The following is a 13,277-nucleotide window of genomic DNA, read 5'->3' on the forward strand; positions in this document are numbered from 1 at the left end:
GGGGCTGCGCCCCTCCCTACGATCAGACCAGACAACCGATCCTACCGGCCATCATAGTCGCCGCTCAACCGGCCATCGTAGTTGTCGCCGCGCAGTCGATCAAGGTTTCAGGATTACCGACGAGGCCGAAGCCGCCTGACATGATTGTCATGCCTTCGCTCAACAGCCCTGATAAAGCCTGCTCGGCGCTGCCATATATTTTGCTATCCAACTCGCCGCCTTCCTCTCAAGCCGCCGCGCGCGGCCGTCTCCATAAAGTCTCCAAGAGCGATCCCAGCTGTGCGCGACATCAGGGCTGCAGACCGTGAAACGCCTCGATAATGATGCGTTCGACATCGTCGGCCGAGGCGATCCTGGGGTTTGGATAGCTGCCCGCGCTGGCCAGTTCCGCGGCATGCCGAATATCGGATTGCGCCATTCCCAAACTAGCAAGCGACTGCTTTGGGCACGTTTTCCGGCGAAGATCGTAAAGACACCGTCCTGCGTCGCTTGCCGCCAAGCCGCCCAACGCCATCGCCACGCGCGCCATCGCGCCAGGCGCGGCGCTCGCGTTGAACTCGGCGACATACGGAAGGACGATCGCATGAACATCGGCATGCGGCAGATCGAACGTACCCCCAAGCGTGTGGCAAATCTTATGATGGAGGCCCATGCCAACCATGCCGAGTGTCGCGCCGGCGAGCCAAGCGCCATAGAGCGTCGAAGAGCGCGCGCCGATGTCGTTCGGCGTCTCAATCGATTTCGGAAGGCCCTGTCCGATCGCCCGGATCGCCTCCTCCGCCATTAGCGACGTGATGGGATTGGCTTCCGGCGCGTAAAGAGCTTCAACCGCGTGCGCGATCGCATTGAGCCCGGACGGCCCGGTAATAGAAGCCGGCAGCGACACCAGCAGCTCCGGATCGTAAATGACCGTTTTCGGCAGTACCGCCTTGTCGCGCCCCGTGACCTTTCGCCGATCCTTCGTCATTCCCCAAATCGGGGTCATTTCGGAGCCTGCATAGGTCGTAGGGACCGCCACGATCGGAAGGCCGTCTTCAAGCGCTAGAGCCTTGGCGAGACCCGTCGTCGATCCACCGCCGATTGCGACCGTGCAATCGGCCAAGCTCTTTAGCGCCACGTCTCGACAGGCGACGACGGTCTCGAATGGGACGTGCATCAGGGCGCCATCGAAGATTCCGGCACTACGATCGCCGAGCATCGCGTTGATCCGCTCGGCCAAATCGCGCTGAGGCGGCGTGCAGATGATCAGCGCACGACTGAAACCAAGCCGCGTAAGCTCATCGCCGAGCGAAGCCAGGCTACCCGGCGCGAATATCGTTCGTCCTGGATTGGCCTCGTAAGTGAAACTCAATTGCATCTCAATCTCTCACGCCCTTGATCTTGGCTCGAGCCAGCCCGGCCGCCGCCATGCGGACCAGCGCTCAATGGCCCGCGGTAAAAGGTTCGATCCGGCAACACGCCGGATCGCTTTGTTGTCGTTGGATGGAAGATGCGTCGCCGCTCAAAGGCGGCTCACGAAACCGCTCAGGCGGCTTGCGCCTTTTCCGTCGCTTTCGGGATCACGAAGTCCACTTCGACGATGCGCACACCGTCTTCCACCTTCTCGGCGACAACATGCTCCTCGCAAACGTCCTCGCAGCAATCGTCTTCGACGTACGCGCCGCCTTCGAAGTAGGCCTGACTGATGTGTGTATGCATGCCAGGGGCCGAGATCTTGTAATGGACATGAGCTGGCCTCCAGGAGTGCCGCCCCATCGCCGTGAGCAGCGCACCGGTGGGCCCTTCGTTAGGAATTTGGTACGGGACCGGCATGATCGACCGCACGTTGTAGCGGCCATCAGCGTCAGTGACGATCTTGCCGCGATAATAGTGCGGCGGAATTCCATCATGAATACCGCTATACCGGCCTTCCGGGGTCGAATGCCAAACGTCGATCGTGGCACGCGCGAGCGGCCGCCCATCCATCCCGGTCACTCGACCGCGCAGCTGCATCGCAGTGTGGTGCTGATCCTCGTCGCGCATTGGAAGGCGGTCCGTGACGACAGCCGCATTCTCCAGATAATAAGGACCTTCCAGCGAAGGCTTAGAGCCTCCCATCAGTTTGCCCTCGATTTTCACGATCGTCGTGTTGAAGAAGACGTCCATCAGTAGCGGCACGTCGTTCTTTTCGAAGGCATCAAGCAGAAACGCCAGCGCCACCCTGTATTCGTCGAACGTCACATCGTGCTTGAACAGAGCCGCGCGCACTCCATCCACGATATCGCTGACCACTGCGTTTATACGAGCTTCGTCTGCCATTTTCCGATCCTCCTAGGAGATCCGTTTCTATTCTCAAGAACCAATATTTTACACCCGAGACATTTTTTCAAATTCCTTTTCGGGTCTTTGGCCATACCGAAATCGTATCGCCTTCTGGAGTGACATAAACGCCCCCTGGGCGGATAATCGTGCCCGGGTCAACGTTCCCTCATCATGTCGATCAAAGTCTTCGCAAGTAGAGTGGCGCGATCGGACCACAGCGCGTTTACCGATGATGCGGAGACAATGCCCGCACAGTGCAGGAACGCGCTCTGTCGGCATTCTGCCCGCGCCGACGCCAGCGACGCCGCTATCAACTTTTGACCATATTGTGCTCAGACTTTGTCGCAGGAAAAAGCAAAGCCGCCCGCCCGCTCACTGACGCGGCCAACATGGGGTCGCCCAAAATGCGCCGGCAAAAGCAAGCCGTTCGAGCATGCACATTGTTCGAGGACGGCCTGCCGCGATTGCCGAGCAAGCTCGGGATCGGCGCAGAAACGGCTGTTGAGATGTGGTTCGTAGATCTGCACCGGCTGATGCATCGTGTCCGCCGAGAAGATCGCCGTCTCGCCGCCGCTTCGAAGCACCAATATGCAATGGCCCGGCGAATGCCCCGGCGCTGCCTCGATCGTCAGCTCGTCCGTCAGCTGAAAGGGAGGATCGATCAACTCTGCCAACCCCGCGTCCAGGATCGGCCTGACGCTGTCCTCGAATACGTTGTCGTTGATCGGGAGTTTCCCTCCCTCTCCGCTGCGCGTATCCCAGAATTCGCACTCACGCCTCGAAAGGATGTATTTCGCCTGCGGAAACGTTGGCACCCAGCGTCCATCGAGTAGGCGTGTGTTCCAGCCGACATGATCGAGATGAAGATGCGTGCACAGGACGTGCGTGACGTCCTCAGGACGTATGCCGGCGCTTTGCAGTCGCTCCAGATAAGAACTACGCAACATGTTGAACCGTTCGAACGATGGCCGGCTCTTGTCGTTGCCAGCGCAGGTGTCGACCACAATCAAATGATGCTTCGTGCGGATCACCCAGCTATGGATCGATGACATGAACTTGCCAGCCCCCCGGTCATAGAAGTGAGGCTCCATCCACCCATACTGCTCCAGATACTCTGGCCGCCACTCCGGGAACAGGAAAGCAGGCTCGAAACTGGGTGCAAGGCTCTCCTCAACTCGCGTGATTTCGACGGCGCCGACAACGATCTTTTTCATTTCCAACTGCCTCACGTTATTCCTGACGGCCACCCACGCCGCTCAGACGGACTGGCGCGGCATCCCGGTTTTGATTCATTCGGTGTTCGCCACAACCTGCTGTTCGGGTAAGGGTCCGTTTCCTGTCACAATCGGGGCGGTTCGCCGCGAAGTCAGATGAAACAGGCCCATAACGATTACCGGGCATGCAAGCGCGACGTACGCGTTGTCGATGCCGTACGGATCGCCGAGCATGTACCAGACCACGGTCGCTGGGAGGGTCACGATGATCCCGATGAATGCGCCACTCCCGTTGCTGAAGCTTGGAGCATAGAAAGCCAGCAGCACGAGAACGGCCAGCGCCGCACGGAGCCCCTTTCCAAGGTAAGCAATGTGGAGAACGTTGTTCGCGCCGAGTGCGATGACAACTGGCAAGAGGCCAACGATAATCGTGGCGACCTTGAGGAACCGGACGGATCGCCTCTCATCCCTTTCCTTGTTGAATAGCGGTTCGAAGAAATCTTTCATCAGCAACGTCGCTGCGCCAATGCTAACAGCCGAAATCGTTCCGAACAGCGAGGCCGCCAAGCCTGCCACGACGATACCAGCGCTCAGACGGTCCATATCGGCTATGAGGCTCGGAAACGCTTGCAGAGGATTGATGCCCGGATGCAAAGCCGCCGACGCCATCCCGACGGCTGCCGTCAGGATTCCGAAAGGCACCATCGCCGCGGCGCAATAGAAACACGCTTTCTGGGCAGCTCGTACATTGGGCACAGTGTAAAGCGCCTGGATGACGTGCTGGGTCGCAAAAATCGAGCCGATCCCGGCGATCATCCAGGCCCCGATCTGGGACCAACCGACGGCGTCCCAGACAAACATTTCTGGACGGAGCTTCGTGGCGAGGGCCGTCACGCCTCCGGTCAACGAAAGCCCGTAGATCATCGCGATCACGATGCCGAGATATTTGATCGATGCGTGCAAAACGTTGGTGTAGACCACCGAGCGCATGCCACCGACACTGACATAGCCGACTGAAAGCACGCCGACCACGATGACCGCGGTCGGCTTGCCGATCGCGAGAATTCCGGAAAGCACCGCGCCGCCACTCGCATAGATCGACACCGCGATAATTTCGAGCGCGCAGATCGTCAGTACGGAGGCCGCGATACGTGTGTTCTGGCCGTAACGCGAGGCGAGCACACCTGAGATCGTGTTAAGTCCGAGCTCCTTATACTTGCGTGCCAGGATCAGACCCAAGAGGACAAATCCCAGCGCCAACGCAAACACGTTCCATGCAGCCGAAATCCCTTTTGAATAGCCGAGCTGCGCGGTGCCTACACTCACCGCCGTGCCGATAAACTCCGACACCATCAAGAACCCGATTATGATGGCGGGAAACTGACGCCCGCCTTCGGTGTAGCCCGCAGCGGTGATTGCCGAGCGGCGCACATAAGCTGCAATCAGCCCGACGGCGGCCATATAAATGAGTGTGATCCCGATCGTCGAAACCTGGAATGACATGGCCCCTCCCCATTATGTTTTTGGCTTAGAAAGCAGAAAGCCGATCGGCGAAGGCTTACTCGCCGATCGGGGGGCTCTTTATGTGGTCTGCTCGTCGCTCACTTGCGGCGATAATGCTCGAACTTGTCGCGATCGAGCGTCATGCCGATGCCTGGCCTTGTCGGTACGAAAACGTGAAAGTCCCTGTAGACCAGGGGTTCGGTGACGATTTCGTCAGCAAGCCAGATGCCTCCGATGAACTCGGAGCCGAACGTGACACTGCGCTCGGCCGCTGCGACCTGCAGGCCGGCAGACGTGCCGATCGAGCTTTCAAGGAAAGTACCGCCATAGCTCGCAATGCCAGCGGCCTCGGCAATGCCGGCGATCTGCCTGCACGCAGTCAGGCCGCCCGACTTCATTACCTTGTAGGCGAAGACGTCCACCGCAGCGCTGCCCGCGAGCCGCATCGCATCCTGAAGCGTGCAGACGCTCTCGTCCGCCATGACCTTGATGCCGAAGCGTTCGCGGATCCGCTTCAAACCGTCGAAATTCCAGCCCTGTACCGGCTGTTCGAGCAGGCTGATTCCGCCATCGATCAGCGCCGGAATCCACCGATTGGCGGTCGTCTCATCCCACACCTGGTTGAGATCGATTCTCACCTCCGCGCGGCCTGCCAGCGCCTTGGCGACTTTTACGGCACGCTCGACGTCTGCCTGAGGCGGCTTTGCCCCACCTTTGAGCTTGAATACCTTCGCGGCCTTGCGGGCGATCATGTCCTCGGCTTCGGCGATGTCGGTATCCGCCTCGCCGGTCGCCAGGGCCCAACTGATCTCGCTGCTGTCGCGAACCATGCCCCCGAACAAGGCGTGGACGGGTGCGTTAAGCGCTTTGCCAACGATGTCCCACAAAGCGATGTCGACCGCCGCCTTGGCAAAATAGTTTGCGAACGCGACCTTGTTCATCAGACCGTGGAGCGCCGTGACGTCACCCGCACTCTGTCCGACGATCGCCGGCGCCAGATAGGTGTCGATCATCACCTTCATCGTCTCGATGCTATCGCCGCTCCACCATGGTCCACCGGGCGTAGCTCCTTCGCCGAGCCCCGTGATGCCGCTTTCAGTCTCGATCTCGACGATCAGGAATGCCTGCGAGCTGATCTTTGCCTTGGCGAACTGGTGCGCCCTGCGGATCGGCAAATCGACGATCGTGGTTTTGACGGCGCGGATGCGCAAGGCGTCCTTTGCCAAGTTAGTCGTGGCGACGATCGGAGAAACCATCTCGTTCATGCTCTGCCCTCCTTCAGGAGTGGATTGTCGGCGGGGTTGATCGATGAGGGATGCGGCACGAGCGGCGTCACCTCTACACTTAAGAATGGAAAGAAAGGCAGGCTGCTGATTGCCGAGTGAAGCTGCTCGACGCTATCGACCTCGAAAATCGAGACGTTCGCGTACGCCCCCGCTACTCGCCAGATGTGCTTCCAGATCCCCTCACGTTGAAGTCGGATCCCGACTTCCTTCTCTTCAGCTTTCAGTCTCTCGAATTCTTCCGGCGGCATGCCATAAGGCGGAGAGACCACCATTCGCACTAGATAAAACATTTCAATACCTGCCCGTGTTCTCGTTTCTATTCGGCAATCGTCACAACATCTCGTGCGCAATTGATTGCTGACGGGCACTATCGAAAGCCAGGCTCTTTCTGTAAAATACTATATGAGGCGCTCAGCGATACCTTTTCGGAATGACTGGAGTTACGATGGAATTGAGACAGTTGCGCTATTTCATTGCAGTCGCCGAAGAGGGCAGTTTTGGCGGCGCGGCGCAGCGCGTCCACGTCACACAGCCCCCTGTTACCCGACAGATTCATGCGCTTGAGCAAGAGCTGAAGGTCACGCTTTTCGTGCGCACGCCGAGGGGGGCAATTCTCACTGAAGCCGGCCGCGTCTTTCTCGAAGAGGCCCGCGAGATCATTGAGCGGTCGCGCCGCGCTGGTGAACGCAGCCGCGCGGCCGACCGCGGCGAGATCGGCCGCCTCACCGTCGCGTTCTTTGGCTCGTCCATCTATCAAGCCGTGCCTATGATTTTGCGCCGCTTCCGTGCCCAAGTCCCGCTTGCGCAAATCGTCCTCGTCAGCATGGGAAAGGATCGCCAGCAGGAAGCTCTTCGTTCCGGAGCGATCGACATCGGATTTAGCCGCTATTTCAATCCCGCACCTGACATTGAGGTCATGACGGTTGCCGAAGAACCGCTCTATGTCGCACTTCCGGTCGAAGACAACCTTGCTCATGCAACGTCTCTGAGGCTTCCCGATCTTATCGGGCGTTCGCTCATCCTGTTCCCATCCGGAAATCGGCCGAGCTTCGCAGATGCTGTTCTGAGCGCCCTGTCGGCTGCAAGCGTCAATCTTGTTATCGGCGCCGAAGCGGAGGATCAAACATCGGCGCTTGCGCTCGTGTCGATCGGCTCGGGTATCTGTATCGCTCCCGAAGCGGTCACGAGCATCCGCATGCCTGGCGTAACCTTCGTCAGGCTGGCCGAACCGAACATCACATCGCCAACCCACTGTGCCTATCTCAAGGCGAACACGACCCCGATCCTCTCCGCCTTCATGCGAAGCCTCAGCGACAAGAAGCCGGTCAAACGCGCCCAGGAGCCCCGAAAGGTCGGGAAGAAGCGCTAAGGTTCCCACGGGACTCACGCCACCTCCGGTATTTTCTGGTCGGGGTTTGTGTAGATTTTTCCGCGACGGCCGAGCGGCCGATGTCGGGCAGCATGTGGTGTTCATGCCCCTCGCCTATGCCGGCGCATCATCACCTGTCGTTTCCAGCTGGCGGGTATCCGTCCACGCGCTGAGCGCGATCGTTTCGCCGTGATTACCCGCCAGCTGTCTAACGCATCTACCCTGAGAAGCATCGACAGGCCCCTCAGGACCGTGCTCAGGCCGCCGCTTGCTTCCGTGCAACTTCCGCGACGAACTTCCCCTGCAGCGATGCTAACTCCAGCTCATTGGTGGAAGGCTGGCGTGAGCGATCCGGCGCAGCAATCGTCGACGCGCCATACGGGGAACCGCCGGTGATCTCGTCAAGGCGCATCTGACCCTGCGCGGTATAGGGAAGTCCAACGATGATCATGCCATGATGGAGCAACACCGGAATACTTCCAAGGATCGTCGATTCCTGCCCACCATGTTGCGTGCCGGACGACGTGAAGATTGACCCCACTTTTCCGACGAGTTTACGCTCATACCAAAGCCCGCCAGTCTGATCGAGAAACGCCTTCATCTGCGCCGGCATGGTGCCGAAGCGCGTCGGAAAGCCGAGGATGATGCCATCATACTCGGCAAGCTCATCGACGGTCGCGATGGGGGCTTTCTGGTCAAGCTTAAAGCCATTTTTTTGCGCGATCTCTTCCGGGGTCGTCTCCGGAACCCGTTTCACGATCGCCTCCACGCCGACCGACCGGATACCTTCGGCGGCGGCATAGGCCATCTCCTCTATATGACCGTGAGACGAGTAATAGAGGACAAGCACCTTGGTCATTGTTGATTCCTTATTGGCGGGCCGGGAGGATGCCGCGGCACTGGTTTGAGCAGACGCCTCGCGCAACAATCCCAACACGCGCACAATCGATCGAAGCGTCATTGTCGTTCTGCCTTATCTACTCGCGCCGGATTGCAGCGCTCGAAGCGCCACCCGTAGGCCTGCAGGCAAGCGCGCCAGGCCGCTTCCATACGGTCCGGTTTGCCTCTGACGGCAGTTCATCAGGGTGTCGCCTAAGCTAACAATCGCCTTTCAATGGGATAATCCCACCGAGACGGAGTTCTGCTCTCACCAGAGGTACGAAGACACTTTCTTGCGCCCGATAGGTGGCAATGAGACCGGTCGCCGATCACTCCAGCTCGCCCCTTGAGATTAAGCAGCCGCCCAGCTTGCTGTTCGGCGGGTCGGACGCATTGACGATCACGCAAACTCCCTTGCGATCGCAATTGCAGGAAATTCTCTCCGCACAGCACCTCATCATCGAGCCGGACGGTGCGAGACCATTCGACCCGCGACCCCGCCCCCAGCGTCGCTTCACTCGGGCACGAAAGTTACCTCACACCGGTGGAGCGACCTTATTCATTGTAAGGCGAGGCATAATTTCTTACCTAGAGCGAAGATTTGACACCATCAGTGTGAGGATAGTCGCTTGCTCGATAGGTTCCAGGGGATTCAGGTCCTGCTTAAAGTCGTCGAGCTGGGCAGCTTGTCGGGTGCAGCTCGGGCTTTGGACATGTCGCCGACCATGGCGACCAAACATGTCGCTGCTATCGAGCAGCGGCTCGGCGTGCGGCTTCTGCACCGCACGACACGCAAAGTGACCCCGACTGAAATCGGGCGCACTTTCGTGCAAAACGCGGAACGCATCATCGCCGAACTTCAAGAAGCGGAAGCCGAAGCGGCAGCCGACAAACTAGTGGTGCGGGGACTGCTCAGGGTCAATGTTCCGGTTTCATTCGGCACAAGCGAAATCGCGCCCATTTTGAACGACCTTTCCAAAGCTCACCCAGACCTGACAATCGATCTTGGCGTGAACGATCGTCTTGTCGATCTCGTGGAGGAAGGATGGGATCTCGCCATACGTATCGGACGACTACAGGACTCGCCCATGATTGCGCGCCGTCTCGCGCCTTGTCACATGGCGGTCTGCGCATCGCCGGCATATCTCAGAAAACACGGACGCCCCAAGACGGTAATCGATCTCGGCGATCATCGCTGCCTTGGCTACACCCTGTCCCACGCTGTCGGACCCAGTTCGTGGAGTTTTGGAAGCAACGGCGATATCAAGGTGCCTGTCTCGGGGCCGCTTCGCGCCGGCAACGGCGACGCACTTGTCGCAGCGGCCATTGCCGGTATGGGGATCGTCTACCAGCCCACATTCATCGTTGCCGATGCCGTTGCAGATGGTCGGCTCGAAATTCTCGAACTCGACCATCCTCCGTTCGATCTCGGCAACATCTACGCAGTGTACCCTCCGAACGAGCATCTCCCCGCGAAGGTGCGCGTCTTCATTGATTTCCTTATCAAGCGTTTTGCTGGCACCCCACCGTGGCAGCGACGCATCGATCAGACAACCGACAGGAACTGATCGCTCGCTTCGGTTCACACTGGCGGTGTGATAACGCCGCACATTTTTGCAGATTATCGCGAGGTGGGAAGCAGATTACCTGTCACGGCATCGGCGGAGACGGCTCCGCCCGCCGCTAAGAGCTAGCCGAGCAAATCCAGTTCGGAACTCCACGGCGACAGACATCGCAACCGACGGCAATGCCTTTGTCATCGGTCGCGTCGATGGAGCGATGCTATGAAAGTCCACACCGGAATGATCGGTGCCACGGTGCTGCGTGCCGCCCTTGGCGGCCTCTTCCTCGCACATGCAGGCATGAAGATCTTCGTGTTCACGCCGGCCGGAACGGCGCAATTCTTCGAGTCGGTCGGCGTACCAGGGTTCATCGCTTATCTGGTGATGACAGCGGAAACGCTTGGCGGAATTGCACTGCTCCTCGGCATCTATCCGCGCATCGTGGCGCTGGGCCTTATCCCAATCCTGCTCGGCGCGATTGCAACGGTGCATGCCGGCGCCGGCTTCTTCTTCAACAATCCCAATGGGGGTTGGGAATTTCCTGCCTTCTGGGCGCTCACCCTCATAGTCCAGGCTCTGATCGGCGATGGGCTCTACGCATTGAAGCCGACACCGCTTCCTGGGACCGTTATCAACCCTGCGATCACCTGAAGCTGCTCTCCGCCCGCAGCCCGTAATGCCATCCCCGTATAAACTCTCTTCTGGCGGTTCAATCGATGCTCCCAAGCATATTCATTAGCCACGGTGCTCCAAGCCTTGCGCTTGGCGACAGTCCGGCGCGGTCGTTCCTCGAATCTCTGCCCGCGCTTCTCCCCTTTCGACCGACCGCGATCCTGATCATATCGGCGCACTGGGAAGAGAGTGTTGTGACCCTCAACGGCCTCGACCGACACACTACAATTCATGATTTCGGTGGCTTTCCTGACGCACTTTACGAGATGCGTTACCCGGCTCCGGGATCTGCCCATCTGGTCGAGCGCGTACGCTCCCTTCTGCACGAACAAAGCATACCGAGTGCGGCAAACGAGTTTCGCGGCTGTAGCGCGACGATTACGGAGTCCGGTCGGCGTCAATTTTGATGGCCGATAGGTGGCCGCGCCGGTTGGTGAATTCTGGCTACCATTTGCTGTTGCGAGGAGCAACCGTCGAGCGACAATTACGACGCTGGGTAATTGTCGCTGGCGCTGGCCGGAAGCGAGGGTTTGAAGCGCATGGGATGGTTGGCATGTAATTGCCGCTGGCGACAATTACCCGTTGCCTCAGCAAGGGTGCTCCCGAGCGCGAAGCCAGCGACAATTATGATGGCCGGTCCGGGGCGCCATTGGGCGGGTCGTAATCGCCGGCGTTGATGCGGGCGACGGCGGAACGCTTGCGGTAGCTTTCGCCGTTCATCTCGATGATGGTCGAGTGGTGCACGAGGCGGTCGATCGCGGCGACAGCCATGGCGGGATCAGGGAAGACGTTGTCCCATGCCGAAAATGGCTGGTTGGCGGTAATGGCGAGCGAGTGGCGTTCGTAGCGGTGGGCGATGAGCTCGAACAAGGCGCTGGTTTCGACCTGGTCCTTGCGGACGTAGGACAGATCGTCGAGCACGATGAGATCGAACTTGTCGAGCTTGTCGAGCATGGCGGGCAAGCTGAGGTCGCGGCGCGCGGACTGGAGCTTCTGGACCATGTCGGTGGTGGAGCAGAACAGGACGCGCCGCCCCGTGTCGATGAGGGCATGGCCAATGGCGGCAACTGCGTGCGTCTTGCCGGTCCCGCTCTGGCCGAACAGCAGCAGGTTGCCGCCGTTCTCGATCCAGTCGTCACCGGCGGCGAGGGACAAGAGGTGCGGTTTGCGGATGCCGGGGGCGGCGTCGAAATCGAAGGTGGCGAAGGTCTTGCCTGCGGGCAAGCCGGACTGGTCGCGATGGCGCTGGATGCGCCGGGAGGAGCGATCAGCCATCTCGATCTCGAGAAGCGAGGCCAGCAGGTTGGCGGCCGGCCAGCCATCGCGATCGGCGGTGTCGGTGAGGTGCTTCCAGTTGCGGTTGATGCTCGGCAGGCGCAAGGCCTTGAGCAGGGTAGGCAGTACGGCGGCGGCCTGATCCTTGGTGCGGGTCATCAGTGCACCTCCCCGCTGGCGATCAGGCTGTTGTAGCTGTGCAGATCGGGTGGCGGGATAGCGACATCGCGCTGCGATCTTGCGGTTGGCAGGAACTCGTCCCTGAGCGCATCGACATCGGGCAAGCGCCCGCTGTCGAGAGCCTCATCGATCCGCCGGGCCAGCACGTCGACACAGTCGCCCCTGGCGGCGATATCGAGCAGCGCGACGGCATCGCGGCAGGCCTGCCGTCCATCGAGTTGGGCATCGAAGGCTTGCCAGGCCCGCCGGTAGGCGTGATCGGGGAAGAGGGCTTCGCGGTAGACGAGGTTGCGCAGTGCACCGGGCTTGCGGCGCAGGTTACCGATCATGTGCCGGAAATCGATGCTATGCCCCCGGTGGGGATGACTGATCCGCACACGCGGCGTGGACATTACCCTGTCTGGACCGAGGAAGAGCTCGATGCGATCGTCAAAGAGATGCGCGTTGAGGCGCCGTCCGACGAGGCGGGAAGGCACCGAATAGGTAACCCGATCGATGGCGACGGTGCCGTTGCGGGTGACATCGACGGTGACCATGGCGAAATCGGTGGTTCGCCTTGCGGGCAGCGCCTTGAGTACCCTGCGTTCTGCATCGATGCGCGCAGCATGTCGCCGGTTCTGTCTGGCGACCTGCGCCTCAACGAACTCGCGCCAGGCCTCGATGCTAACGAAATCGCGGCTGCCCCGCCGGCGTAAGGCCTGATCGAGCCGTCGCTTGAGATGGGCATGGGGACCTTCGATCGATCCGTTCTCGTGCGCCTCGCCGCGGTTGTTGCGGGTAGCAAGCATGCCGTAATGACGACACAGCTCGTCATAGCTTCGGGTGAAATCCCGCTGCGCATCGGCGTTGAGGTTTTTGTAGGCGGCTGACAGGGAATCGCTGCGGTGTTCGGCCGGCGCACCGCCCAGCTTCCACAACGCATCCTGCAGGTGCTCCGAAAGGGCGGCAAAGCTCTCCCCGCCCAGCACGACAGCCGCATGCTCCCAGCCACTCGCCGCCAAGCGGAAGTGGTAGAGGCGATAGGCCAGGGTCTCGC

At 60.0% G+C, this 13,277-nt stretch carries 14 protein-coding genes; 4 read left to right on the plus strand and 10 right to left on the minus strand.

Going from position 1 to position 13,277, the window contains the following annotated elements:
* Nucleotides 1-64: 64 nt before the first annotated feature.
* The 7 genes from B5X69_RS19165 to B5X69_RS19195 all read right to left on the minus strand — a co-directional run bounded on the left by B5X69_RS19165 (nt 65) and on the right by B5X69_RS19195 (nt 6,594).
* Nucleotides 65-211 carry a CoA-transferase gene (locus tag B5X69_RS19165; protein WP_021224464.1) on the minus strand — a complete coding sequence of 49 codons (147 nt, stop codon included), beginning with the start codon at nt 209-211 and terminating at the stop codon, nt 65-67.
* Between the two features lie 78 nt (nt 212-289).
* Nucleotides 290-1,357 (minus strand): maleylacetate reductase, encoded by a 1,068-nt coding sequence (locus B5X69_RS19170; RefSeq protein WP_020818760.1) that lies wholly within the window; start codon nt 1,355-1,357, stop codon nt 290-292.
* 167 nt (nt 1,358-1,524) lie between these two features.
* The gene (locus B5X69_RS19175; protein ID WP_079640147.1) at nt 1,525-2,298 is read right to left on the minus strand and encodes a chlorocatechol 1,2-dioxygenase; all 774 of its coding nucleotides are present in this window, start codon (nt 2,296-2,298) and stop codon (nt 1,525-1,527) included.
* A gap of 335 nt (nt 2,299-2,633) precedes the next feature.
* The gene (locus tag B5X69_RS19180) at nt 2,634-3,515 is read right to left on the minus strand and encodes an MBL fold metallo-hydrolase (RefSeq protein WP_021224462.1); all 882 of its coding nucleotides are present in this window, start codon (nt 3,513-3,515) and stop codon (nt 2,634-2,636) included.
* 75 nt (nt 3,516-3,590) lie between these two features.
* On the minus strand, nt 3,591-5,018 hold the full coding sequence (locus B5X69_RS19185) for a sodium:solute symporter family protein (RefSeq protein WP_020818763.1): 1,428 nt from the start codon (nt 5,016-5,018) through the stop codon (nt 3,591-3,593).
* 98 nt (nt 5,019-5,116) lie between these two features.
* Entirely contained in the window at nt 5,117-6,283 is a 1,167-nt protein-coding gene (locus B5X69_RS19190; protein ID WP_020818764.1) for a muconate cycloisomerase family protein, read from the minus strand.
* Nucleotides 6,280-6,594 carry a muconolactone Delta-isomerase gene (locus B5X69_RS19195; protein ID WP_021222966.1) on the minus strand — a complete coding sequence of 105 codons (315 nt, stop codon included), beginning with the start codon at nt 6,592-6,594 and terminating at the stop codon, nt 6,280-6,282. Before B5X69_RS19195 ends, B5X69_RS19190 begins: the two co-directional genes overlap by 4 nt.
* A 155-nt stretch (nt 6,595-6,749) precedes the next feature.
* On the opposite strand from B5X69_RS19195, the gene B5X69_RS19200 reads away from it, so the two are divergent.
* Nucleotides 6,750-7,673, plus strand: coding sequence for a LysR family transcriptional regulator (locus B5X69_RS19200; RefSeq protein WP_020818766.1), 924 nt, complete (start codon nt 6,750-6,752; stop codon nt 7,671-7,673).
* Between the two features lie 256 nt (nt 7,674-7,929).
* Here B5X69_RS19200 and wrbA read toward each other — a convergent pair whose 3' ends face one another.
* Entirely contained in the window at nt 7,930-8,532 is a 603-nt protein-coding gene (gene wrbA / locus B5X69_RS19205; RefSeq protein WP_020818767.1) for an NAD(P)H:quinone oxidoreductase, read from the minus strand.
* A gap of 649 nt (nt 8,533-9,181) precedes the next feature.
* On the opposite strand from wrbA, the gene B5X69_RS19210 reads away from it, so the two are divergent.
* From B5X69_RS19210 to B5X69_RS22520, 3 genes are all read left to right on the plus strand, one after another.
* A complete protein-coding gene (locus tag B5X69_RS19210) occupies nt 9,182-10,120 on the plus strand; it encodes a LysR family transcriptional regulator (RefSeq protein WP_020818768.1) in 939 nt (312 codons plus the stop codon).
* Between the two features lie 216 nt (nt 10,121-10,336).
* Complete coding sequence (locus tag B5X69_RS19215; protein ID WP_021222964.1) at nt 10,337-10,765, plus strand: DoxX family protein; 429 nt, start codon at nt 10,337-10,339, stop codon at nt 10,763-10,765.
* 65 nt (nt 10,766-10,830) lie between these two features.
* Nucleotides 10,831-11,193 carry a dioxygenase family protein gene (locus B5X69_RS22520; protein WP_062121841.1) on the plus strand — a complete coding sequence of 121 codons (363 nt, stop codon included), beginning with the start codon at nt 10,831-10,833 and terminating at the stop codon, nt 11,191-11,193.
* Between the two features lie 217 nt (nt 11,194-11,410).
* On the opposite strand, the gene istB is transcribed toward B5X69_RS22520, so the two are convergent.
* Both istB and B5X69_RS19230 read right to left on the minus strand, forming a co-directional pair.
* The gene (istB, locus tag B5X69_RS19225) at nt 11,411-12,220 is read right to left on the minus strand and encodes an IS21-like element helper ATPase IstB (RefSeq protein ID WP_020818758.1); all 810 of its coding nucleotides are present in this window, start codon (nt 12,218-12,220) and stop codon (nt 11,411-11,413) included.
* Nucleotides 12,220-13,277: Mu transposase domain-containing protein (locus B5X69_RS19230; protein WP_079640149.1), on the minus strand; the 1,058-nt coding region annotated here is incomplete at its 5' end. The genes B5X69_RS19230 and istB, both read right to left, overlap by 1 nt.

The sequence above is a fragment of the Sphingopyxis flava genome, from assembly GCF_900168005.1.
GTDB lineage: Bacteria > Pseudomonadota > Alphaproteobacteria > Sphingomonadales > Sphingomonadaceae > Sphingopyxis > Sphingopyxis flava.

Excerpts from the sequence above, each read along its gene's own strand:
- B5X69_RS19215 (WP_021222964.1), top strand. The coding sequence starts at position 10,337 with ATGAAAGTCCACACCGGAATGATCGGTGCCACGGTGCTGCGTGCCGCC.
- wrbA (WP_020818767.1), bottom strand. The coding sequence starts at position 8,532 with ATGACCAAGGTGCTTGTCCTCTATTACTCGTCTCACGGTCATATAGAG.
- B5X69_RS19180 (WP_021224462.1), bottom strand. The coding sequence starts at position 3,515 with ATGAAAAAGATCGTTGTCGGCGCCGTCGAAATCACGCGAGTTGAGGAG.
- B5X69_RS19170 (WP_020818760.1), bottom strand. The coding sequence starts at position 1,357 with ATGCAATTGAGTTTCACTTACGAGGCCAATCCAGGACGAACGATATTC.
- B5X69_RS19185 (WP_020818763.1), bottom strand. The coding sequence starts at position 5,018 with ATGTCATTCCAGGTTTCGACGATCGGGATCACACTCATTTATATGGCC.
- B5X69_RS22520 (WP_062121841.1), top strand. The coding sequence starts at position 10,831 with ATGCTCCCAAGCATATTCATTAGCCACGGTGCTCCAAGCCTTGCGCTT.
- B5X69_RS19175 (WP_079640147.1), bottom strand. The coding sequence starts at position 2,298 with ATGGCAGACGAAGCTCGTATAAACGCAGTGGTCAGCGATATCGTGGAT.
- B5X69_RS19195 (WP_021222966.1), bottom strand. The coding sequence starts at position 6,594 with ATGTTTTATCTAGTGCGAATGGTGGTCTCTCCGCCTTATGGCATGCCG.
- B5X69_RS19200 (WP_020818766.1), top strand. The coding sequence starts at position 6,750 with ATGGAATTGAGACAGTTGCGCTATTTCATTGCAGTCGCCGAAGAGGGC.
- istB (WP_020818758.1), bottom strand. The coding sequence starts at position 12,220 with ATGACCCGCACCAAGGATCAGGCCGCCGCCGTACTGCCTACCCTGCTC.
- B5X69_RS19190 (WP_020818764.1), bottom strand. The coding sequence starts at position 6,283 with ATGAACGAGATGGTTTCTCCGATCGTCGCCACGACTAACTTGGCAAAG.